The following is a 21,007-nucleotide window of genomic DNA, read 5'->3' on the forward strand; positions in this document are numbered from 1 at the left end:
GTGTCAACATGACCGTTTCTCTTATCATGTTCGGCTTGATCGGGATCCTGATCGGGATCCTCTCAAGTATGTTCGGTTTCGGTGGAGGCTTCGTCGTGGTACCGGTGCTGTATGCATTCCTGCCCGACACGATCCCTCATGAATACCTCATGCACACAGCCATCGGATCATCCCTTGCCGTCATGATCATCAACTCATTCAACTCAACCTATAATCACTCCCGTAAAGGGAACATCAAGTGGTCTGTCTTCAAAAAGCTTGCCGGGTTCATTGCGGCAGGATCACTCATCGGCGGAATCGTGGCCATCTTCATCGATAGCGAGGTTCTGAGGATCCTCTTCATCGCCCTGCTCGGCTATATCCTGATCAGCAATCTCCTGAAGAAGACGTTTACCTCGGATCGGGAGGATGATGACTTCCAGCTTCCGGGGAAGAAGGCTTCGGCTTTCTTCGGGACGGGGATCGGATTCATCTCTACCCTCCTCGGTATCGGTGGGAGCGTCATGACCATCCCGTTCCTCCGGAAGCAAGGGATGCGGATGCTGAATGCCGTCGCATTGGCTACACCCCTCGGTCTGCCCATCGCCATTGTAGGGGCATTCAGCTACTTGGTTTCAGGTTTACAGGTAGACCATATGCCTGCATCCACAATCGGATTCATTTATCTCCCTGCCCTGGTCGGTTTCACGGTAGGGGGGTTCATCGGGGTCCCATTCGGAAGAAAATGGGCACAGAAGCTGCCTGACGGAATCTTTTCAAAAGCCTATCTTGCCATCTTGGCCGTCGTGATCATCATGATGATCGTGGCGTAAATAAAACGGGGACGAATCCAGTGCTGACCTGCACCGGATTCGTCCCCGCTTTTTTATCCTTTATTCAGTTGGAAAAGGCCTGCTTCCTTGGCAGAGCGGATGGCGATATACACAAATGGTCCAAGGATCAGCCCCATGACCCCGAAGAAGACGAACCCGAAGTACATGGTCAAGACGGTCGGCAAGGCAGCAAGGCCGATCGAGTCCCCAAGGATTTTCGGCTCGATGGCACGGCGGACGATGGTGATCACAGCCGCGAGAACAATCAAAGCCAGACCGCCGTTCACGTCTCCGAGTATCATGGCGAGAAGGCCCCATGGCGCAAGCACAAGTGCCGGCCCCACATAAAGGGGAATGATATCGACCAGCCAGATAATGATGCTCATGATGAGAGCAACCTTAGGAGAAATGAACAATAATGAGATATAGGTGATCAGGAATACCCCGATACTCAGGATGAATTGAGCCTTCCAGTACCCCATGAACACTTTGCTCATCTTCTGGAATACGAAGCGGAGTTTACCCGATGTTTCCGGCTTGAAGAAATTGAAGAACATATTCAGAAGCTTCGGGAGATCCAGACTGAAGAGGAAAAAGGTGATGAGATAGATCAATGTGACGAATACCATATTTGGAATCGACTGAAGCGCCGAACCGATGGCATTGATCAGCTGTGAGGTCAGATGCACAGCTGTATCGGTAAGTCCTTGGGACTGTTTCTCGATTTCCTTGACAATCCGATCACCCTGCGGGACTTCATCGATGAATTCATTGAAACGGATCACCTGATCATTGACGAACACCTGAATATCCTTTGCGTAGACCGGAATATTCAATGACCATTCATACAGGGAATTGAACACCCTCGTCACCGTGAAATACAGTCCCCACGCACAAACAAGCATAAACGTGGTGAAGACGATGATGACAGGCAGGAGACGTTTTTCCGACTTGAGGAGTTTCTTCACCCACTTGACGAGCGGTTCCATGACCATGGCTGTCAAAAGGGCAAGGAATATGGGGAGGAACACTGAAAAGTAAATATACACAAACACACAAGCAGCTAGGAGAAGCACAAACATTATAACGCGTTTAACCAGAACTCGATTCAACTATCATTAACCTTCCTTCTAAGAGCCCATTAGCCACGAGCAACCTTCACTATAATATCTCAATTCTAAAGTGAATAGGAAGGAAAGTAAATCTTTAGTAAAAATAGAAATCTCGCGATGAAACTTTTTTGTTGATCCATACGTAAATAAGAGGAAAAGGAGTTGATCAGCATGGCTGCTTGTACAAGCTGTCAGAATAAATGGAGGGGACGAGATATTTGGAAGCTTGGTTTCTCCAAAGAAGGAAAAAGCTGTCCCCACTGTGGTACCACCCAATACATTTCTGCCGAAACGCAGAGGATGATGAGCCTCGGCTTCATCAGTGTGGTGGCCATTCTTCTATTCCCTTTTATCATCAAACTGAGCGGAGAGAAAGAGCCCCTATGGTAAACCTGAAAAGCATCCCGCTCTATAATTCTTCGATGATGGACGAAACAATATGCTTGGAATCCCATTCTCCTCTGGAAAATGACATGATCGGATACTTATTCGGGAAAATGGTCTGTTGAATCTCATTGACCCCAAGACCTTCATGATGAAGGGACGTCACCTTTTCCTTTATTTTTGTTAAGTACTCAAGCTTCAGCTTCATGGCTTTTTTCCCATTCTTTACATACCCTGCATGGCAACAGAACATCTCGTCGAAGTCATACGTAAGAATGTCCCTGATCGACCGGATGATGGCAGGTATGCTCTCTTCCCGCAGTACAATTTTCGTTTTAGGAGAAACGTAGAGATCCCCGAGAATAGTTGCCCGGTTGACTCATTCAGGAATGAAACGTGATCGGCGGCATGTCCCGGAGTGGAGATGACCTTAAACACATCCCGTCCGGAATGGATGACTTCAGGCAGTGTCCCTGATTGGAATGCAGGACGTTTACCCCAGAACATCCGTCTATAAAAGGGGTAGTTTGCTTTTTCCGTACATTCCTTACGAAAAAGAGGGTTCATCAGAACCGGGATTCCTTTGCTGTTGCAATAGGAAGCGTTTCCCGTATGGTCTTCATGATGATGCGTGATCATGACCAATTCCGGATTCACCTCATCGATAAACGGTCGGAAATGGCGACGCAAGGAGTGCGAGCCGGTATCGATCAAGACATCCCCAGCCGCAAACGCATAGCAATTCAACTGAACCCCGAATGCTTCTTGTCTACACTCGAACAATCGAACGCCTGATTGTTCACTCGGGCATGAATTTTGTTTAAAAAGCACGTAGAACCCTCCCCATCATCTCTCTTTTCTCTACTGTACCACATGAATGAATAATCACTCACTTTTTTCAGTGAAAAAGAAGCAGGAATCTTCCCACTTCTTACAGGACCGTCTTACTTGAAATAAAAATGATGAAGGATAAGAGCCACCATTGCCTCGTGATCACGGTTCCTGACTTCCATGGCCGAAACATTACTCACGATATGATTCCGCTTCAATGTGCCGATCGCAGCCTCCCCGAGGTCACCGTTATCGTCGAGGTGACCGTGTTGGCGGCCGTCTGGAGCGTCCGATTTCCAATGTGGAACTCGATCACTTCCTTCAGTTTGGCTATGCGTCTAAGATCCACCAGCGTCCTCGCCTGGCCGATCAACTCACCGTTCCGTACGATTTCCCAGTGTTCCTGCCTCGAAAACCAGCGTTCCCGATACCATTTTACCTGATAGAGGTCCCCATCAACCTTGATCTCCATAGATACGTACCAGTTGGAACTGACCATCTCTCCGATGATAAAACGGCCTTTGCTTTCGTAATATCTCTTAAGATACCCTCTTTTTTGATCGCCTTCGAATAGTGGCTTCGGGACGGCAAAGGACCGTTGAAGGTGATAAAAGCTCCACCCCTTCACATCCTTCGGAACATACGCCTGCTCCTTTTTTTGGAAGTGCTTGGTCAGCACATATAGAACAAGGGCTCCCACGGGAAATAGGAGGGCAGCTCCCAACAGCTCAGGATCAACAGCATCGAACAAAAGATAGCGGAACAAGGCCACGATCATGACCATGACAAAATAAAATAGTAATTGGATCAACGTTTTCCCTACTTTCAGCTTTCATTTCTCAGGAGTTCGGCCAGGACCTCAAGTGCCTTGGCATCGGTGATGATGTACCGGGTCCCTTCTTTCCTGATGTATCCTTTTTTTGTAAAGGATGAGAGCACATGAAGGAGATGTCTGTACGATACGCCAAGGAAATCGCAGACCGTCACATGCTTCTCTTTATAGATGGTGCCGTCCGCTGTCTGGAGGATGAAATCGGCCAATCGATTCTCAAGTGGAAAAGACAGGGTTTGAGAATACTTGGCCGACATGGCCGTCGCCTTCAGCGTAAGGAACCTGGTCAACTCCCTCAAGAACGTGGCATCCTCCAATAGCTGATCTCGGAATGACTCGAGTGGAACAGCATAGCAAACCGTTCTTGTAAGCGCCTGGATCCCTTTGGAATAGTATACTTCGTTCACAAGCTCCATCTCACCGATGAAGTCATGGGCATTCACAAAATTGATCAGGGAGACTTTTCCGTTGGAATACGTCACATAGATTTTCGCCTTTCCCTCAATCACATAATAAAAATAGTCTGGCCTTGTCCCTTCCCTGATCACCCATTCATCCCGCTCGAACAAATGGACCTCCAGATGCCGGTCCATGGGAAAGGAAAAGAAGGACGCTATGGAATTCCGTTTCATGATGTCTTGTCTTTGCGCACCTGTGATTTTCTTCATGGCACTTACCTTCCTTTTCTCCACAATGTATAAAGGAGGAAGGTGATCAGGATCAAAAATACGAGTCCAACTCCCACTAACGTATCAAGTATGAAATCGATTCTTCTCACCTCCAATGATAATATCTAAAATCTACCATAGTCGTATGGGGGTGGAAAGAAGTGTTTTTCTCAGAATGTGAGATTTCTCATATTTTTTTGCCACTCACCTTGGTATGATGCAATCAAATGGAGGAATCGACATGAACACACAACGATGGATGAGTAGACAATTTTTCACTTTTTATCTAACATGGGGAATCTTCCTGCCGTACTGGACGGGGTGGATGATCAACTCGAAGGGGGTATCGGTCGCAGAGGCCAGCTTGATCATGAGTCTCGGGCTCGTCATTCGCGGGCTCTCCACCCTGTTCGCCTTTCCCTATCTTTCTTCTAAATTCAGCAGCAAGATGCTCTTGAACGGCATGGGAATCGGGACCTTCCTGGCCATCCTTCTTTGCATCCCGGCAAGTTCCTACTGGACTCTCATGGCCGTTGTCCTGCTGCTGCACTTCTTCTATCCTACGCTCATGCCCGCACTCGACACAGCGGCCGGTGTCCTTGTGCAGAACAGACAGTTGAAGCATTACGGAAAAAGCCGCTCCTGGGGGTCCCTCGGCTTCGTCATCGGTGGACTGATCCTCACACTTTTCACAAGTAAGCTTGGAGATGGTGTCATCATATGGGCTTTATTGATCGGGTTGTTCCTGTTGATCGCACTCGGGATGCTGAAGGCTCCAGACGTTCTGTCGAATAAACCCAAGCCGTTGCCGGCCGCCCGTGGGGCCATGCTCAAGCTGTTCAAGGTGAAACACTTCGGCCTTGTCCTTGTCATCGTCATCCTGCTGCAAGCGGCCCATGCGTCTTACTACAACTACGGCTACATCTTCCTTCAGGAAATCGATGCACCCAAGTCCTGGATCGGGGCCATCATGAACATCGGAGTCATCGCTGAGATCCTGTTCTTCCTCGTGGCAGACCGCTTATTCCGGAACGTGTCTGTCGGGACGATGCTTGCAACGGCTGCGCTCGGCTCGACCATCCGCTGGCTCCTTGTCTTCGCCTTCCCGAGCGTCGCCGTGTTCTCGGTTTCGCAGCTTCTGCACGCCTGCTCATTTGCCATGGGCCATTATGCGTTCATGCAGTATCTGATCAAGAACATCGCACCGAAGGACGTCCCGAAGGCGCAGGGCATCTATTCCGCCCTCGCCCTCAGCTGGAGCACCGCAGTCTTCACCCTTTTTGGAGGGTTTCTGTATGAGATCGACCCACGCTACGCGTTTTTGGGGATGATCGTCTGCACGATCCCTTCGTTCATCGTCGCACTCGTTTACCGGAAGATACAGAAAAACGACCGGAGTGCCCAGTCGTCCCTGGCAAGTTGACGGAGAGCATTACAAAAAGGAATCCCTGGCCTGAGGAGGCGGGATTCCTTTTTATGTGTGTAATTAACAGCCTAATGGGCCACCGGATGCAGAAGCAGGTACACGGCCGTGACCATGCTCCCGATTCCGATCAATCCTAACAGGGCAATCGTTAGCATCCTGTTGATGCGATGCAACGCAAGCAGGCCATAATAGAGCACGGCTCCTGTAATCAGAAAGAGAAGGAATCCCATCATCTCATGCGAGCCCAATGGATGAAGAAGCAGATTCAAGGCAATTCCCCCGAAGATGAATGCCCCGACTGAAGCCACTATCTTGCGGGGACTGACAAACTGTTCCATGATTTCACCTCCGTCTTAGCCTTCCGTTTGATCAAGTATAACGGATTGATGTTATCCCCATCCACTCGTCTGTACCAGAATCATGTTTGAGATGATCAAAGACGATTCAGAATCATAGAAACCAGTCCATAGAGCATACCGAAGGCAGGAAAGATCACCCACCAGGGCCACATGCTCCTTACACTCCCCGCTTCCCTGATGATGATCCGCTCCTGAAAGCTTTTATCCCCTTTGATCAATTCATCAAGTGATATCTTATACAGATCGCTCAAAAGGATCAGATTATCCAGATCGGGGTAGCATTTGCCCGTTTCCCACTTGGAAATCGATTGCCTTGAGATACTCAACTGCGTAGCCACGTCATCCTGGGACAGCCTGCACTCTTCACGCTTTCGTTTTAAATTCCCGGCCAGTTCCATTCCCATCAACCACCTGTTCATTAGTATGGATTCAGTATAATCCCACGGTCATTCTCTTGGGAGAAGACAGTGGTTGAACGTCCGCAACCTGTGGTTGCATACGAAGCTGCCTTCCTTATCGCTTTATTCTTGTTTCCTCCTCCATATTCCTTCTATTGCGGGATTTTGGGGTAGAATGGAAGAAACGATTTCTATGTAAAGGTGAGGGAATATGAGAAAACGATTGAGGATCGGAGAAATATCCAATCTCTTCAAATTATCAAAACCGACGCTTCGCTATTATGACGAGATTGGTTTATTCAGCCCTAAATATACAGACGAACAAAATCAATACCGCTACTATGGCATCGAACAGTTTGCCACGCTGGATGCCATCATCTTCCTGAGGAAGAACGGGTTTGCCATCAAGGATATCAAGGAACAGCTGGAGAAGCGGTCGCCCGAGGGGACCCTCGACCTCCTTCAACGGAAACTGGAGGAGACCAGGCAGGAGATCCGGGACCTGGAGATCATTTCCCGCAAGATCCAGAACAAGATCACCACCATCGAAGAAGGACTGTCCCTGCTGACGGAGACGGCTGTCACCATCAAGGAGTTCAGTGCCCGGTCCATCACGTATTACTACAATGAAGGACCGGTCGATATGATTGCGAAGATGGATGAGATCCATTTGAGCGATATGGAGAGGATTTCCCAGATGTCCCACGTCTACGATGGATTTTTCACGGGAGACCTCGGTTTTGTCGTCGATTATCCGAGCTTACAGGAAGAGGGACCGGTGAAATACAGCCGCATCTTCGACTTGAATGAAGACCATGCCTCCCCCCACTTCCTGAGAGGAGGTCTATACGCCTGCTATCCCTATAAGGGGCCTTATGAAGACATAAAAGAAGCCCATCTGCACGTACTCGACCATATCCATACTCACGGCTACCTTGTCGACGGGGAGGCAATCGAGCTCTATATCCTCGATGAATCTGTCGTCAAGGATGAGAACGATTACCTGACCATGATCCAGGTTCCCGTGAAAAGAAGGTGATTGACCTTCAAGCTGCTTGAACGTTTACAATGACTTCTATCACCATCAATGGAGGTCAATTCATCATGGAAACGACAGACAGTCTATTTCTAAAGCAACCGGTGAAGAACGTATTCCTGCGGTACTTCTTCCCGTCCATACTCGGCCTGATGGTCATGGCCGTCAATATCCTGATCGACGGTATCTTCATCGGCCACGGCGTCGGTGAGATTGCGCTTGCGGGCGTCAATGTGGCCCTTCCTGTATTCTCCCTCATATTCGCCATCGCACTCTGGATCGGGATGGGGGGCGGGACGCTTTACTCCATGCACCTGGGGCGCTCTGATCATTATGCAGCAAGAAGTTTCTTCAGTCTTTCCGTCACCGCCGTCATCACCCTGCTCGTTCTTCTCGGGTTCATCGGCTATGTGAATATGGAGGCTGTGGGGAGCTTGCTTGGAGCGAATTCGGATACAGCCCCTTTCGCCCATGAATACTTAAGCGTCATGTTCCTTTTCGGTTGGATCATTGCCCTCGAACAGGTGCTGAGCATCTTTGTACGGAATGACGGAAGCCCGGTTCTTTCCATGATCTCACTGGTCGCCATGGCGCTGGTCAATATCGGCATGAACTACCTCACGATTTTCGTCTGGGGACTTGGGGTGACGGGTGCTGCAGTATCCACGGTCACAGGGGGAGCAGTGGGTGTCCTAATCCTCCTGACCCATTTTATGAAAAAAGAAAGCTCTCTGCGGAAGCCGGCATTTGCATGGAGCCTCCAGCGACTTCTTCACATCTTCTCCATCGGGTTTCCGAGCCTGCTGGCTGAGATGGGGATGTTCGTTTTTGTGGCAGGCTACAATGTGACGATCGTCCATCTCCTCGGAACGGAAGGGGTAGCCGCATTCTCCGTCATCAATTATCTTCACAGCTTCATGTTCATCACCTTCTTCGGGATCGAAGCCGCCCTGCAGCCGATGATCAGCTTCTATCACGGAGCCAGGGAAACAGGGCGCATCAAGGACAGCGTGAGGATAGGGGAAAAAGCCGCACTGATTCTTGGAATCGGATTGACTACTATCGGATTAGTGGCAGCGCCACTCCTTGTATCCCTATTCGGCATCGAATCGGAGGAAGTCCGTACCATGGCCACCCAAGGCCTTCGCCTCTTCTTCCTGGGGTACCTCTTCCTCGGATTCAACTTTGTCTATATGACCTACTTCCAGGCAACGGGGCAGATCGGGGCGTCTTCCCTGATCATCCTCTTGAGGGGATTCATTTTCCTTGTCACATTCCTTCTGGTCCTGCCTGCCCTGATGGGATCAACCGGAGTTTGGCTCGCCTTGCCATTTGCAGAACTGACGATGTCTGCCTTGCTTTTCTTCTTCGTCAGAAGGAGAACCCTCTCGGCAACGCATCTGACTGGGAAATTTCCCATCCACGGATGAACCACCACAACAGCCCAAGTCGGAAAGCGACTTGGGCTGTTTTTCATAAAGCGGAAAGGAAGATGTTTGTAATCGGGAAGGTTGTGAAAAAATAAATCCATCTTTCTTTCATTAAAGGCAAGGTTTCATGGTTTACAATTTCAGGTTGCAGGAATATAATGACGTTAAGTTTTACCTAAGGAAACTTTTTAACCTTTAACTAACTATCATGAAGCAGGTGAACATAAATGAAGCAGTCAACAAAAACCACGTCTGCAGCAGAAGCCGTCCTGAGAGGGGATGTAAAAGGGTGGAAGAGGATTCTGCCATTCCTCGGACCCGCCTTCATCGCAGCCGTGGCCTATATCGATCCAGGTAACTTTGCGACCAACATCGCAGCAGGATCCACTTACGGCTATCAGCTGTTGTGGGTCATCGCCTTTTCCAATTTAATGGCCGTACTCATTCAATCTTTATCAGCAAAGCTCGGCATCGCTACAGGACGGAATCTTCCTGAAGTTGCGAGGGACCGGTTCTCCAAGAAAACATCGATCTTCCTCTGGGTCCAGAGCGAACTCGTCATCATCGCCACCGACCTTGCCGAATTCATCGGTGCCGCCCTGGGTCTCCATCTCATCTTTGGGATCGGCATGGTGCCATCGGCCATCATTACGGCCATCGCCTCTTTTGCCATCCTGGAAATGCAACGCAGAGGATACCGGGCGTTCGAGACGACGATCTCCGCCATGGTCATCATGGTCGTCCTTGCATTCGCCCTGCAGACATTTTTCGCCCAGCCGGACTGGGCAGCTGTCGGTATGGGGATCGTCACGCCATCCTTTGAGGGAACAGAGAGCATCATCCTCTCTGCAGGAATCCTTGGGGCTACCGTCATGCCCCACGCGATCTACCTTCATTCCGCTCTGACGAACAAGCGGATCGTCGGACGTTCGGAAAAGGAAAAGAAACAGATCTTCCGCTTTGAATTCATTGATATCGTCATTGCCATGATCGTAGCCGGTGCCATCAATATGAGCATGCTCATCATTGCAGCAGCCCTTTTCTTCGAGAAAGGCATGCGGATCGAGGATCTGACGGTCATGTTCAACGAACTCGGGTCGAACCTTGGTTCATTCGCCGCCATCCTGTTCGGTCTCGGTCTCCTGATTGCCGGACTTTCCAGCTCCTCCGTAGGAACGATGACAGGTGATGTCGTCATGCAGGGCTTCATCCGCAGGCACATCAATCTGTATCTCCGCCGGGCGATCACCATGCTTCCGCCGCTGATCATCATCATCTCCGGCGTCAATGCAACCAAGGCGCTCGTCGTCAGTCAGGTGATCCTGTCATTCGGTATCGCCTTCGCCCTTGTCCCCCTCATCATGTTCACAAGCAACAAGGAGCTCATGGGCGAACTGCGGAATCACAAGGTGACCACCGCCATTGCCTGGATCATTTGCGGAATCGTCATCCTCCTGAACGGGTACTTGATCATCGATACATTCCTTTGACCACGAAAAAAGAGCATTCCACCCGGGATGCTCTTTTTCCTTGATTAAATTGTTCACAAATCTGTCACTTACGAAAGAAGAACCTTCCTTGGTATCCTTAGCTTCATTACAAATGAAGGAATGATCAATATGCCAAGCTCTAAAAAAGAAGGTCTCATATTCGGGGTGATGATGTGCTTCGGAATGGTCATCGTCATGTCACTCTATAACGCTGTCATTAACGGAACCATCCATGACTTCTCGATGTTCTCCGTAGTCGAAATCGCCATAGGACTCGTCATAGCCCTAGTACTTGATATTGCCGTTGTCGGACCCCTGGCCAGGAAGATTGCGTTCAGCCTCCCCATCGACCGTTCGAAAAAAATCAACATGATCCTCGCCATGTCATCCTGCATGGTCATTGGAATGGTTCTCTTCATGTCGCTCTTCGGACTTGTGACAGCCGTCTTCGCTCACGGGTTGGAGGTAGAAAACCTCTTCACAGCCTACCTCATGATTGCCGGGAAGAATGTCATCATGGCCTTGCCGCTACAGCTACTCATCATGGGGCCACTTGTACGGGGATTATTCACAAAAGTAGTGAAACCACGCCTTACATCACCTGCCTGATCCACCGTGATTCCCGCCCTGCAAAGAAATGGGCGGGGACACCTATTAAACAACCTCGAACAATACCGCCAAACCAATTCCTCCCCCGCTTCCGATGGCCGCTAACACGAAGCGGACACCCTTCCGTCTTTGCACCTCATAAAAAAGCCTCGTCACCATGATGCTTCCAGAGGCCCCATATGGATGGCCGATCGTCAAAGCACCGCCCGACACATTCAATTTTTCATAGGGGATGGAGAGCTCCGTGGCACATGCGACAATCTTGGAGGCGAACGCTTCATTGATTTCGACCAAATCGATGTCTTCCATTGTAAGCTGATTCCGCTCGAGGATCCCTTTGATCGCCGGGATCGGCCCTGCACCTGGAAAGTGGGGGTGAACCCCGACGACTTCACTGTCCACAAAACGTAATACGGGTTCTAAGCCCTTCTTTCTCGCAAGAGACTCTTCCATCACAAGGACAGCCGCAGCCCCGTCATGGATTCCGCAGCTATTCGCGACCGTGACGGTGCCTCCCGGTTTGACGAGGGGCCTGGCCCTCTTCAACAACGCAGGAAGATTCCTCTTTTTATTGAGCCCTTCGTCTGTATCCACATCGGGAAGGGGGAGGATTTCCTTATGATTCATGCCATTCTCATGGGCACTCCAGCTCCGCTCAAAACTGAGGAGGGCATACTCATCCTGGGCTTCCTTCGTAATGAAGAATCGCTCGGCCACCAGCTCGGCTGCTTCCGGCATCTCCGGGTCCCCAAGTTCATCCGGTGAAAACCGGGCGCGTCTTGGAAACGGTGAGGTGCTGACGCTTTCGGCCCCGCCCGCTACATACGCATCCCCCGCCCCTCCCTGGATAAGGTGACAAGCATGGCGGATCGACTCCAATCCTGCACTGCACTGGCGGTCAATGGTCATTCCCGGTACAGCAAGGGGGATACCCGCTTCAAGACTTGCCAGCCGCGCCACATTGCCTCCTGGACCAACCACGTTTCCGAGGATGACATCACGAATGGGGACCTTGGCACCTCCGGCGAGATGACGGATAAGGGGAGCCGCCAATTCATGTACCTCCAGCCCCTTCAAGATTCCTCCGGCTTTTCCAATCGGGGTGCGCTTCGCATGAACGATCACTGCCCTTTTCATACGGGAGACTCCAGCTGTCTTCGGAGCTCAGCCCTGGCTACTTTCCCGCTCGTCGTATAAGGGAGGGAAGGGACGAAGAGCCACCGCCTGGGTACTTTGTATCCAGCAAGATGATCCTTGCAGAAACGCTTCAGTTCAAGTTTCTCCGCATGTCCAACTACCACCGCGACGGCGATCTGCCCCCAGTAAGTGTCGGGCATCCCGATGACGGCGACTTCTTCCACCCCCGGATGGCGGGCAAGGACCGTTTCAATCTCTTCCGGAAATAGATTGATGCCCCCGTACATGATCATGTTTTTCTCCCGTCCTTCAATGGTCAGGAACCCGTCCTTATCAATCTTGCCCATATCATGAACCGTTGCCCATCCGTCTTTATCCCTTATCCCTTCAATCGTCCCATCTTCCTCTTCATAGTAGCCATCGATCAGGAATGGACTCCGGACATGAATCTTCCCGACCTCATCAGGAGAGGTGATGACCCCTCCGCTGCGATCACGGATTTCGATTTCCACATGCTGGCACGGCTGTCCGACAGTCGAGGTCTTGGATTGTCCGTCTCGACCAGTTAGAAAGGAGACAAAACTCAGCTCACCTGCTCCATAGAATTCGATCATTTCCATATCGGGGAACATCATCCCGATTTTCGCCTTTGATTCCTCCGTCCATTTTGCCCCTGAGGAAAGAAGCTTGAATGTCCTCTCCACACTCTGCCCTTCTTTCAGGAAGGCTTCGACCATTGTCGGGACTACATAGAGGGCTGTGATGGGACAGGAACCAAGCCACTCCATCGTCTGACTTGGAGAGAATTTATCCAATAGATACACCGTTCCGCCAAGATGAAGCGTACTGATGGCTCCGTAGAGAAAATGGGAGTGGAAAAGGGACCCCGGTATGAGGGCATGGACCGTTTCATCCAGTCCGAAGTCATGGACACTGCACTCGAAGCTCTTCACCCATGAATCATGGGAGCGTACGAAGGCCTTTGGGCTGCCTGTCGTTCCAGAGGTGAAGCCTGTATAGAAGGGAGGATTGTCTCCAGGTGGTGTGATGGTTGTGAAATGCGTATCCGCTATTTCTTGAAGGCAATCACCAACCTTTCTCATCTCCGGGAATACCTCGTTCAAATGATTGAAGGATTTCTCAGTCGCGACAATAATGGAAGGTTTGGAGAGTGCCACCCGCTTCTGCAGTTCAGGCGTCTTCCATTTCATATCATAAGGAACGGCATTCCATCCTGCCATGGCTGCCCCTGCAAAAAACTGCAGGAAGTCGATCCCGTTCGGCAGGAGGATACCGATCGTCCGATTGCCTGAATGCCTGGACTGAAGCCACGCTGCTGTTCGCTCGACTGCTTCTGCCCACTCCCGATAAGTAACCTCTTTATCTTCTGTATGGATGGCTGTCTTTTCAGCTCTGATTTTTGCGTGCTGTGAATACGCCTTGGTGATGGTCGTCATCGTTTCTCTCCTTTTCTATGGTCTGTTTTGACCCTTTCGTGGAATAGATGGCTGATTCCTTCTTTATAAAGCAAAAAAGGACACAAGTGTGTCCTTTCGATTAAGCCGTTTTCGATAGATTGCCTGTCCGTTTCAAGGAGCCCAGTGAGCGCATGATGACAGGATGGGTGCGGAGCTTGTAGACGAGGATCGACCCGACCACTGCCTTGATGATATCACCCGGAATGTAGGCAAGGCTGACCTTGACCGTATCCATCACCGAAATGCCCATGACCATTGCCTGCACCGGGATCCCGATCAAGTAGATAAGGAAGATGCCGACAGTAAGATTGACGAGCAGCACATGGTGGAACCTGACTTTTTTGAAAAGGGACAGGACATAGCCGATGACAAACGCCGTGACAGCCCATGAAATGATGTAGCCTCCGCTCGGACCGACGAAAACGCCTAGTCCGCCACGTCCACCAGATAGGAGTGGTACACCTGCGGCGACAAGTAGGAGGAAGACCGCCTGACTCATAAAGCCCAGTCTAGCCCCCAGGACACCTCCCGACAGGAGCACACCCATCGTCTGAAGAGTAAGGGGAACCGGGGTGAAGCTAAGGGCGATGGACGGGATCAACCCGAATGAGCCCATTACGGCCGCGAAGACCGCCACTAATGTCATTTCTCTGATTTTCATATGATGATCACCTGTTTTATGTCATTTGATAGTTTTATCATAGACACTGGGGTGATTTATGTCAACTTTATTTTATAATAGGTTTACATATAAATAATTTCATCTGATCAGAGAAGCTGCTAAACGAAAAACCACCGGACAGCTCCTGATCAGAAACTGTCCGGTGGCGCACAAACAATCAATTATTTTAATACATCCTCTTTGTAGTCGGACTCGACTTCTCCTACGAGATAATCTCCGTCCACTTTTTCCATGACCCAAATCATGACTTCTTTGCCCTCATCCTCGGATTTCCGACTTACCATGACGACTTCCCAAGGGTTCTCGTATTGTTCATCAAGATCTTCCTCAATCTCTTTAAGCAGATTCTTTTTTTTGATGGTTTCGAAGTTCAACTTCTCGACCCCGCCCATATCACGGACCATTTCTGCAACCATATCGATTGAACCAACAAGATCGCTGTTACCCCCGACAATTTTATTATAGGTTTCTTCGTCGTTTTTAAGTGCGGCCTTATAAAGCACTTCGACTGCCTTATCAGGTGAACTCCCAATGGAACAGGCACTTGTCAGTAAAACTAGACCGGCCATCAGTGCATATAGTAGTTTTTTCATGTTGAATCTCCCATTCTACTCTCTATTTTTAAACCATTGACTAGAATACGACAAAAAGGAATATTATTCAATCTTTTTAGGTATTTAATAGTAGGTATTTATATTCATATGAAATCCAAAAAAGAAGACGGCAGAGTCATCTGCCGTCCGGTAAACATTATAGCTCTTCACCATTCGTTTCAATCACTTTTTGATACCAGGCGAAGGAGTCTTTCTTGGAACGGTTCAGAGTACCATTTCCATCGTCATCTTGATCTACATAGATGAACCCGTAGCGCTTGGACATTTCTGAAGTGGACATGCTCACAAGGTCGATTGGTCCCCAAGCAGTATAGCCCATAAGGTCGACACCGTCCTTCACAGCTTCCTTCATCTGCTCGATATGCTGACGAAGGTAGTCGATGCGGTACGGATCGTGGATGGAACCATCCTCTTCAACCGTATCGTACGCTCCAAGACCATTTTCCACGACGAAGAGCGGTTTGCCGTAGCGGGTTTGGAAATCCTGAAGAGCCACGCGGAGGCCTTTTGGATCGATCTGCCAGCCCCAGTCGGATGATTCGAGGTATTGGTTCTTCACTGCACCCTCTACTAGGTTTCCAGCCGTTGCTTCGAATTCACCGTGGGTTGTCACGGAAATGGACATGTAATAACTGAACGAGATGAAATCTACCGGATACTGCTTCAAGATCTCGTCGTCTCCTCTTTCCTTGATGACTTCAATGCCGTTTTCAGCGAAGTATCGGTTCATGAAGGACGGGTACTCCCCTTTAGCGTGGACGTCGGTGAAGAACAGGTTGAGGTCGTTCATGCGCTGTGCCTTAAGGACATCATCCGGATGATTCGTGACAGGATATGTCTGCATGCGGGCAAGCATACAGCCCACCTGTGAACCCGGGATGATCTCATGGGCAAGCTTCGTCACCAATGCACTCGCCACAAATTGATGGTGGGCAGCCTGGTAAGCAATCTGATCGCTTGTTTTCTCAGGGAGGCGATCGATGAGGACCCCTCCACCGGTGTACGGGCTGTGCGTGATCACGTTGATTTCATTGAACGTCAGCCAGTATTTCACGTAGTCCTTATAGCGGGTGAACACCGTTTCGGCGTAGCGGACGTAGAAGTCGATGACTTCGCGGCTGTACCAGCCGTTGTATTTGCGCGTAAGTTCTAGTGGTGTCTCATAGTGGGACAGGGTCACGAGCGGCTCGATATCATATTTCTTCAGTTCCTTAAAGACGTTCTCATAGAATTGAAGGCCTGCTTCATTCGGCTCGGCATCGTTGCCGTTCGGGAAGATCCTCGCCCAGTTGATGGAGAGGCGGAATACTTTGAAGCCAAGCTCGGCAAACAACGCGATATCTTCTTTATAGCGGTGATAAAAGTCGATTCCGTCACGTTTCGGGAAGCGATCGTCGATTTTGCCCGCAAGGACATCCTCGATGTATTGGGAAGTCACGTCCATTTTCACGTTGAGTCCGCGCTTTTCCTTCGGGATATGAGGGACCATATCAGCTGTCGAAAGACCTTTACCATCAAGATTGTAGGCTCCTTCCACCTGATTCGCAGCTGTCGCTCCGCCCCATAGGAAGTCTGGTTTGAATCCTGTTATTGTTTTCGTCATGTTTCATCGTCCCTTTCTATAATGGAATGCTTTGGAGACTGCTGCTCTGCAGCCTCCAAGCGATACTTACTTCACTAATGTCAGCAGTTGTTCCCCTTCAAAGATCGGGCCGGATTCGTTCAGGGGCAGCACATCGAGATAATCGGCGGTATTGGTGATGATCACCATGGTGACCGCCTCCAGGCCCGCTTCCTTGATGGCATCACGATCAAACTCGACGAGTACCTGTCCGGCTTCGATCCGATCATTCGTAGCGATATGGGCCTTGAAGTGCTCACCCTTCAAGGAAACCGTATCGATCCCGATGTGGATGAGGATTTCTTCCCCGTTGTCCCCCTTGATCCCGATGGCATGCTTGGAGTCGGCAAGGACCATGATCGTCCCGCTGATCGGCGCCACGACACGGTTGGCAGATGGTTCAATCGCAATCCCTTTTCCCATGATTTCTTCAGCAAAGGTTGGATCGGATACGTCCTTCAGTGGAACAATGGTCCCTTCAAGAGGAGACTGGATGCTTCCTTGTTTACCAGTAGCAACCGGTTGTTTCGGCTCACTATCTGCTTTCACAGCCGCACCGTCTTCCGGGATATCCTCAAACCCAAGGATCAGGACAAGGATGAACGGAAGGAGGATCGAGAGGACGAACAGGATGATGGCAATGATGATCGCAGCCGATGCACCGCTCGGATCTGCGAAGACCGGGAGGGAGAATACCCCCACAAGTCCGCCGAGTGCGAAGGCTTTAAAGCCATACCAGCCGGCAAATGCCCCGAGGACGGCACTGGAACCCAGCGCGTACGCAAATGGCTTTTTGAGCTTCATATTGACCCCGTACATGGCAGGCTCGGTGATCCCGATGGTTGCGGATATCCCCGCTGAGATTGCCATCTGCCTGAGTGCCTTATTCTTCGTACGCACGGCCACACCGAACGCGGAGCCGGCCTGTCCAAGGTTGCTGATGAACATCATTGGCTGCAGGACAGCATCATTGCCGTATATGGTCAGGTTTTGGATGGCAATCGGAACGAATGCATAGTGCATACCAGTCATGATGATCAATGGCATCAATCCGGCCATTAACGCACCTGCGACAGGACCTGCATGCGTGAAGAGCCATAGGAAGATATCAGATAAGCCGTTTCCTAGGTTGGTTCCAAGTGGGCCGATCACCCAGAGGGTAAGAGGCATGACAATCAACAAAGTGATCATTGATGAGAACATGAGTGAAATGACAGATGGGATCACTTTTTTCACTAAGTTGTACACGTACTTCAGCAAAATGACGCCGAGGATGATCGGTACGACGCTTGATGCATAGCTCAGTACGGGAATCGAGATGAAATCTGCACCGAACAAGGTAAAGCTTTTCGCGTCGGTAAAACCGTTGGCCGCATTCATAAATGTTGGATACATGAGCGTTCCGGCCACGGCAAGAGCCAGGTATTCATTGGTCTTCAGCTTGCGGGCTGCAGACACGGCCAGGAAGAACGGCATGAAATAAAACACGCTGTCTCCTATGGCATTAAGGACTGCATACGTATCTCCGGTATCCTTCAGCCATCCGACTGTAACAAACAGGGCCAGGAACCCTTTCAGTAACCCCGCACCGGCAAGGGCCGGCAGGATCGGAGTGAAGATACCGGAAATGAAGTCCATGACTGCAGACAACGCACCTTGTTTCTGTCCTTTGCGTTCCGGAGCACCCCCGGATCCGCCCACAAGCGGCTCGACCTCCTCGAAAACATCCGAGACCGTATTCCCGATGATCACCTGGAACTGATCACCTGAGAATTGGGCGCCAAGCACCCCGTCGATTGATTTGATCGTATCGATATTGACCTTTTCTTTGTCATGAAGATTGAAGCGGAGCCGGGTGACACAGTGCCACGCCTGATCGACGTTCCCTCCGCCTCCGATGTTTTCAACTACTTGTTCGGCTAATTCTCTATACTTCTTTGCCATCATTCGTTCCCCCTTTTTGTCCAAAAAAAATACCCAAACGGAATCGGCTCTTTGGCCAAATCCATTTGGGTAATGCCTGATCGAATCAGTAACAATCCACCATGAAACTATTTAGCTGATTGGTTGGTGACGCGCCACACGTGAAGCGTGAGATACAGGATCTCATTCGAGGACAGCGTCCAGCCGTACTGCTTGAGGAGCAGATGGGAGATTTTCTCCACTGCCCTGTAGGCTTTCTCATATTTGTTCTTCACGACCTCAAGTAAGGTGACATCGACTTCTTCGGGGTCGCCCTGTTCCTGTTTGAACTGCCGGATGAAGAAGTAGCGCAGATGGGTGATGAAGCGGGTGTAATTGAGGGAATCCTCATCAAGCTTCACCTGGAAGTGATACTGGACGATCTCGATGATCCGGTTGATCACTTCTGTCATCTTGAGTGTTTCTTCGATATCGGTTTTGCGTTCCTGCTGCCCGTTGACAAAATGATAGGTGATGAAGGTTTCTTCACTCTTCGGAAGCAGCACATCCAGCCTGTCGAACACCTGCCGGATGGCATTTTTCGCCGCTGCGTATTCCTTCGGATAAAGATTCTTCACTTCCCACCGGTTCGTATCGGGATAGTCCACCCGTTCATTCGCCCGTTTGACAGCGAAATTCAGGTGATCGGCGAGGGTGAGGTAAATATTATTATTGAATGTGACCCCAAGCTCCGCCTCTGCATTCTTGATGATTTCCACTGAAACATCGAGGACCTCGGAATCAATTTCATCCAACACCTGCATCAATGGTCTGCGGGTCGATGACTGCTCGGCGACGAATTTGCGCCGGATATTCTCTTCGGGAATGGGATCCCCTTTTTTCCGCTGGAATCCTACGCCCGTCCCCATCACAATCCACTCAGTCCCTGATGGATCTTCTACCAATGCTACGTTGTTATTGAATGCCTTTGAAAATTTCATGGAACGTCCTCCATATCCCCTAAAACAACAAAATCCTATCTTAAAAACACACAGTGAACCTTTGTGCTTTTAACATAGGTAATGCCTGATCGAGTCAGTAACAATCCTGATATGACTTTGTACTCATACTATACTGCTTTGTGAAAACGATGTCAATAGTTTTGAACTGCTATAACAACCTCCATAATCTACCACCCTCACAAAAGCTTGACTTGGAGTCAACTCCAGATTATAGGATGGTTCCCGTGCCACTGAGGTGGCTGACACTGTAAAGGAGTTGTTTCTAAATGAAAAACATAAAAGTCATCAGCATGATTGGAGTCATCAGCATCATTTGGGGGTATTTATGGGTAAGCATGAAGGTGGGACTTCAAGACATCCCTCCGTTCTTCTTTACGACCCTGAGACTGTTCATCGGTGCATTGGTCCTCATCACGGTGTTAATCATAAGAAGGAAACCGATCCTTCCAAAAGGAAATGAGTGGCGCAGATTCTTCGCCCTCGGCATGCTCATGTGCGTAGGCTATTACGCCCTATGCACCTACGGGATCCAATTTGTCGATTCGGGCATTTCTTCCGTCCTCGTCTATACGATGCCGATCATCGTCAGCATACTCGCCCACTTCTTCCTGAATGAGCGCCTGAACTGGCTCAAGGGATTCGGGCTGATCGTCGGTGCAGCAGGACTGGCAACCATCATCGGGCCAAAGCTTCTCCATCTGTCTTGGAATCTTGCCCTGTTTGGCGAGATCGTCATCGTCGTGTCGGTCTTCTTCTGGTCTTCAGCCAATGTGTATACGAAGAAAATCGGGCGTGATCACGATAAGATCAAAATGACCCTATGGCAGCTGATTGACGGGGGAATCATTCTCCTTATCATCTCCCTGCTGAAAGAACACCATGAAATTGCCCATCTGAGTATCCATATGCCTTCCATGCTGGCCCTTTTATATAGCAGCATACTAGGTACGGCCGTCGCATTCGTCGGATGGAACTGGGTTCTTGGGAATATCGAGGCTTCGATCGCCTCCATCTCCCTGATGTCGGTGCCGATCCTCGGACTGATATTCGGATCCATTCAGCTTCATGAAGCGATTACCCGGAATGTCATCATCGGGGCGCTATTCGTCTGCCTCGGTATCCTGTTCACATCCTTGCCCAAAAAGAAACCATTGAAAGGGTGAT

Annotated in this window: 22 protein-coding genes; 8 read left to right on the forward strand and 14 right to left on the reverse strand. The window is 49.9% G+C overall.

Going from position 1 to position 21,007, the window contains the following annotated elements; genetic code table 11:
* Window positions 1-8 precede the first annotated feature (8 nt).
* Window positions 9-812 (forward strand): sulfite exporter TauE/SafE family protein, encoded by an 804-nt coding sequence (locus D5E69_RS22015; protein ID WP_159130263.1) that lies wholly within the window; start codon window positions 9-11, stop codon window positions 810-812.
* A gap of 53 nt (window positions 813-865) precedes the next feature.
* Here D5E69_RS22015 and ytvI read toward each other — a convergent pair whose 3' ends face one another.
* Entirely contained in the window at window positions 866-1,894 is a 1,029-nt protein-coding gene (ytvI, locus tag D5E69_RS22020; protein WP_053072158.1) for a sporulation integral membrane protein YtvI, read from the reverse strand.
* Between the two features lie 201 nt (window positions 1,895-2,095).
* Between ytvI and D5E69_RS22025 the strand changes: the two genes are divergently transcribed.
* Window positions 2,096-2,314: a hypothetical protein gene (locus tag D5E69_RS22025; protein WP_048004674.1), complete on the forward strand. Its 219-nt coding sequence runs from the start codon at window positions 2,096-2,098 to the stop codon at window positions 2,312-2,314.
* A gap of 19 nt (window positions 2,315-2,333) precedes the next feature.
* Here the strand turns inward: D5E69_RS22025 and D5E69_RS23750 are convergent, their stop codons facing one another.
* From D5E69_RS23750 to yeiL, 4 genes are all read right to left on the reverse strand, one after another.
* Window positions 2,334-2,516: a hypothetical protein gene (locus tag D5E69_RS23750; RefSeq protein WP_249931534.1), complete on the reverse strand. Its 183-nt coding sequence runs from the start codon at window positions 2,514-2,516 to the stop codon at window positions 2,334-2,336.
* Window positions 2,517-2,533: 17 nt separating this feature from the next.
* Window positions 2,534-3,139 (reverse strand): MBL fold metallo-hydrolase, encoded by a 606-nt coding sequence (locus D5E69_RS22030; protein WP_249931535.1) that lies wholly within the window; start codon window positions 3,137-3,139, stop codon window positions 2,534-2,536.
* 214 nt (window positions 3,140-3,353) lie between these two features.
* Window positions 3,354-3,950, reverse strand: a complete 597-nt coding sequence (locus D5E69_RS22035; protein WP_159130264.1) for a hypothetical protein — start codon at window positions 3,948-3,950, stop codon at window positions 3,354-3,356.
* A 14-nt stretch (window positions 3,951-3,964) separates the two neighbouring features.
* On the reverse strand, window positions 3,965-4,639 hold the full coding sequence (gene yeiL, locus D5E69_RS22040) for a transcriptional regulator YeiL (protein WP_063191861.1): 675 nt from the start codon (window positions 4,637-4,639) through the stop codon (window positions 3,965-3,967).
* Window positions 4,640-4,880: 241 nt separating this feature from the next.
* On the opposite strand from yeiL, the gene D5E69_RS22045 reads away from it, so the two are divergent.
* A complete protein-coding gene (locus tag D5E69_RS22045; protein ID WP_063191860.1) occupies window positions 4,881-6,062 on the forward strand; it encodes an MFS transporter in 1,182 nt (393 codons plus the stop codon).
* A 71-nt stretch (window positions 6,063-6,133) separates the two neighbouring features.
* On the opposite strand, the gene D5E69_RS22050 is transcribed toward D5E69_RS22045, so the two are convergent.
* Both D5E69_RS22050 and D5E69_RS22055 read right to left on the reverse strand, forming a co-directional pair.
* Entirely contained in the window at window positions 6,134-6,403 is a 270-nt protein-coding gene (locus D5E69_RS22050) for a hypothetical protein (protein WP_063191859.1), read from the reverse strand.
* A gap of 95 nt (window positions 6,404-6,498) precedes the next feature.
* The gene (locus D5E69_RS22055; protein WP_231579058.1) at window positions 6,499-6,843 is read right to left on the reverse strand and encodes a helix-turn-helix transcriptional regulator; all 345 of its coding nucleotides are present in this window, start codon (window positions 6,841-6,843) and stop codon (window positions 6,499-6,501) included.
* Between the two features lie 190 nt (window positions 6,844-7,033).
* Between D5E69_RS22055 and D5E69_RS22060 the strand changes: the two genes are divergently transcribed.
* From D5E69_RS22060 to D5E69_RS22075, 4 genes are all read left to right on the forward strand, one after another.
* Entirely contained in the window at window positions 7,034-7,861 is an 828-nt protein-coding gene (locus D5E69_RS22060) for a MerR family transcriptional regulator (protein ID WP_048013934.1), read from the forward strand.
* Between the two features lie 29 nt (window positions 7,862-7,890).
* Window positions 7,891-9,288 (forward strand): MATE family efflux transporter, encoded by a 1,398-nt coding sequence (locus D5E69_RS22065; RefSeq protein ID WP_249931536.1) that lies wholly within the window; start codon window positions 7,891-7,893, stop codon window positions 9,286-9,288.
* 227 nt (window positions 9,289-9,515) lie between these two features.
* On the forward strand, window positions 9,516-10,778 hold the full coding sequence (locus D5E69_RS22070) for an Nramp family divalent metal transporter (protein WP_159130265.1): 1,263 nt from the start codon (window positions 9,516-9,518) through the stop codon (window positions 10,776-10,778).
* A gap of 129 nt (window positions 10,779-10,907) precedes the next feature.
* Entirely contained in the window at window positions 10,908-11,387 is a 480-nt protein-coding gene (locus D5E69_RS22075; RefSeq protein WP_063191858.1) for a DUF2798 domain-containing protein, read from the forward strand.
* A 45-nt stretch (window positions 11,388-11,432) separates the two neighbouring features.
* On the opposite strand, the gene D5E69_RS22080 is transcribed toward D5E69_RS22075, so the two are convergent.
* The 7 genes from D5E69_RS22080 to D5E69_RS22110 all read right to left on the reverse strand — a co-directional run bounded on the left by D5E69_RS22080 (window position 11,433) and on the right by D5E69_RS22110 (window position 19,822).
* A complete protein-coding gene (locus tag D5E69_RS22080; RefSeq protein ID WP_159130266.1) occupies window positions 11,433-12,524 on the reverse strand; it encodes an acetyl-CoA C-acyltransferase in 1,092 nt (363 codons plus the stop codon).
* Window positions 12,521-13,981 carry an AMP-binding protein gene (locus D5E69_RS22085; protein ID WP_159130267.1) on the reverse strand — a complete coding sequence of 487 codons (1,461 nt, stop codon included), beginning with the start codon at window positions 13,979-13,981 and terminating at the stop codon, window positions 12,521-12,523. Before D5E69_RS22085 ends, D5E69_RS22080 begins: the two co-directional genes overlap by 4 nt.
* A 100-nt stretch (window positions 13,982-14,081) precedes the next feature.
* Entirely contained in the window at window positions 14,082-14,663 is a 582-nt protein-coding gene (locus tag D5E69_RS22090; RefSeq protein WP_048004662.1) for a biotin transporter BioY, read from the reverse strand.
* A gap of 182 nt (window positions 14,664-14,845) precedes the next feature.
* Entirely contained in the window at window positions 14,846-15,277 is a 432-nt protein-coding gene (locus tag D5E69_RS22095) for a hypothetical protein (RefSeq protein WP_048004661.1), read from the reverse strand.
* 157 nt (window positions 15,278-15,434) lie between these two features.
* Window positions 15,435-16,901 (reverse strand): glycoside hydrolase family 1 protein, encoded by a 1,467-nt coding sequence (locus tag D5E69_RS22100; RefSeq protein WP_159130268.1) that lies wholly within the window; start codon window positions 16,899-16,901, stop codon window positions 15,435-15,437.
* 66 nt (window positions 16,902-16,967) lie between these two features.
* Window positions 16,968-18,866, reverse strand: a complete 1,899-nt coding sequence (locus tag D5E69_RS22105) for a beta-glucoside-specific PTS transporter subunit IIABC (RefSeq protein ID WP_159130269.1) — start codon at window positions 18,864-18,866, stop codon at window positions 16,968-16,970.
* 104 nt (window positions 18,867-18,970) lie between these two features.
* On the reverse strand, window positions 18,971-19,822 hold the full coding sequence (locus tag D5E69_RS22110) for a PRD domain-containing protein (RefSeq protein ID WP_048013928.1): 852 nt from the start codon (window positions 19,820-19,822) through the stop codon (window positions 18,971-18,973).
* A gap of 287 nt (window positions 19,823-20,109) precedes the next feature.
* Here D5E69_RS22110 and D5E69_RS22115 point away from each other — a divergent pair, with 287 nt between their 5' ends.
* A complete protein-coding gene (locus tag D5E69_RS22115; RefSeq protein ID WP_159130270.1) occupies window positions 20,110-21,006 on the forward strand; it encodes a DMT family transporter in 897 nt (298 codons plus the stop codon).
* The last annotated feature ends 1 nt before the right edge of the window (window position 21,007 follow it).

This window comes from Rossellomorea marisflavi, from assembly GCF_009806575.1.
GTDB classification, from domain to species: domain Bacteria; phylum Bacillota; class Bacilli; order Bacillales; family Bacillaceae_B; genus Rossellomorea; species Rossellomorea marisflavi_A.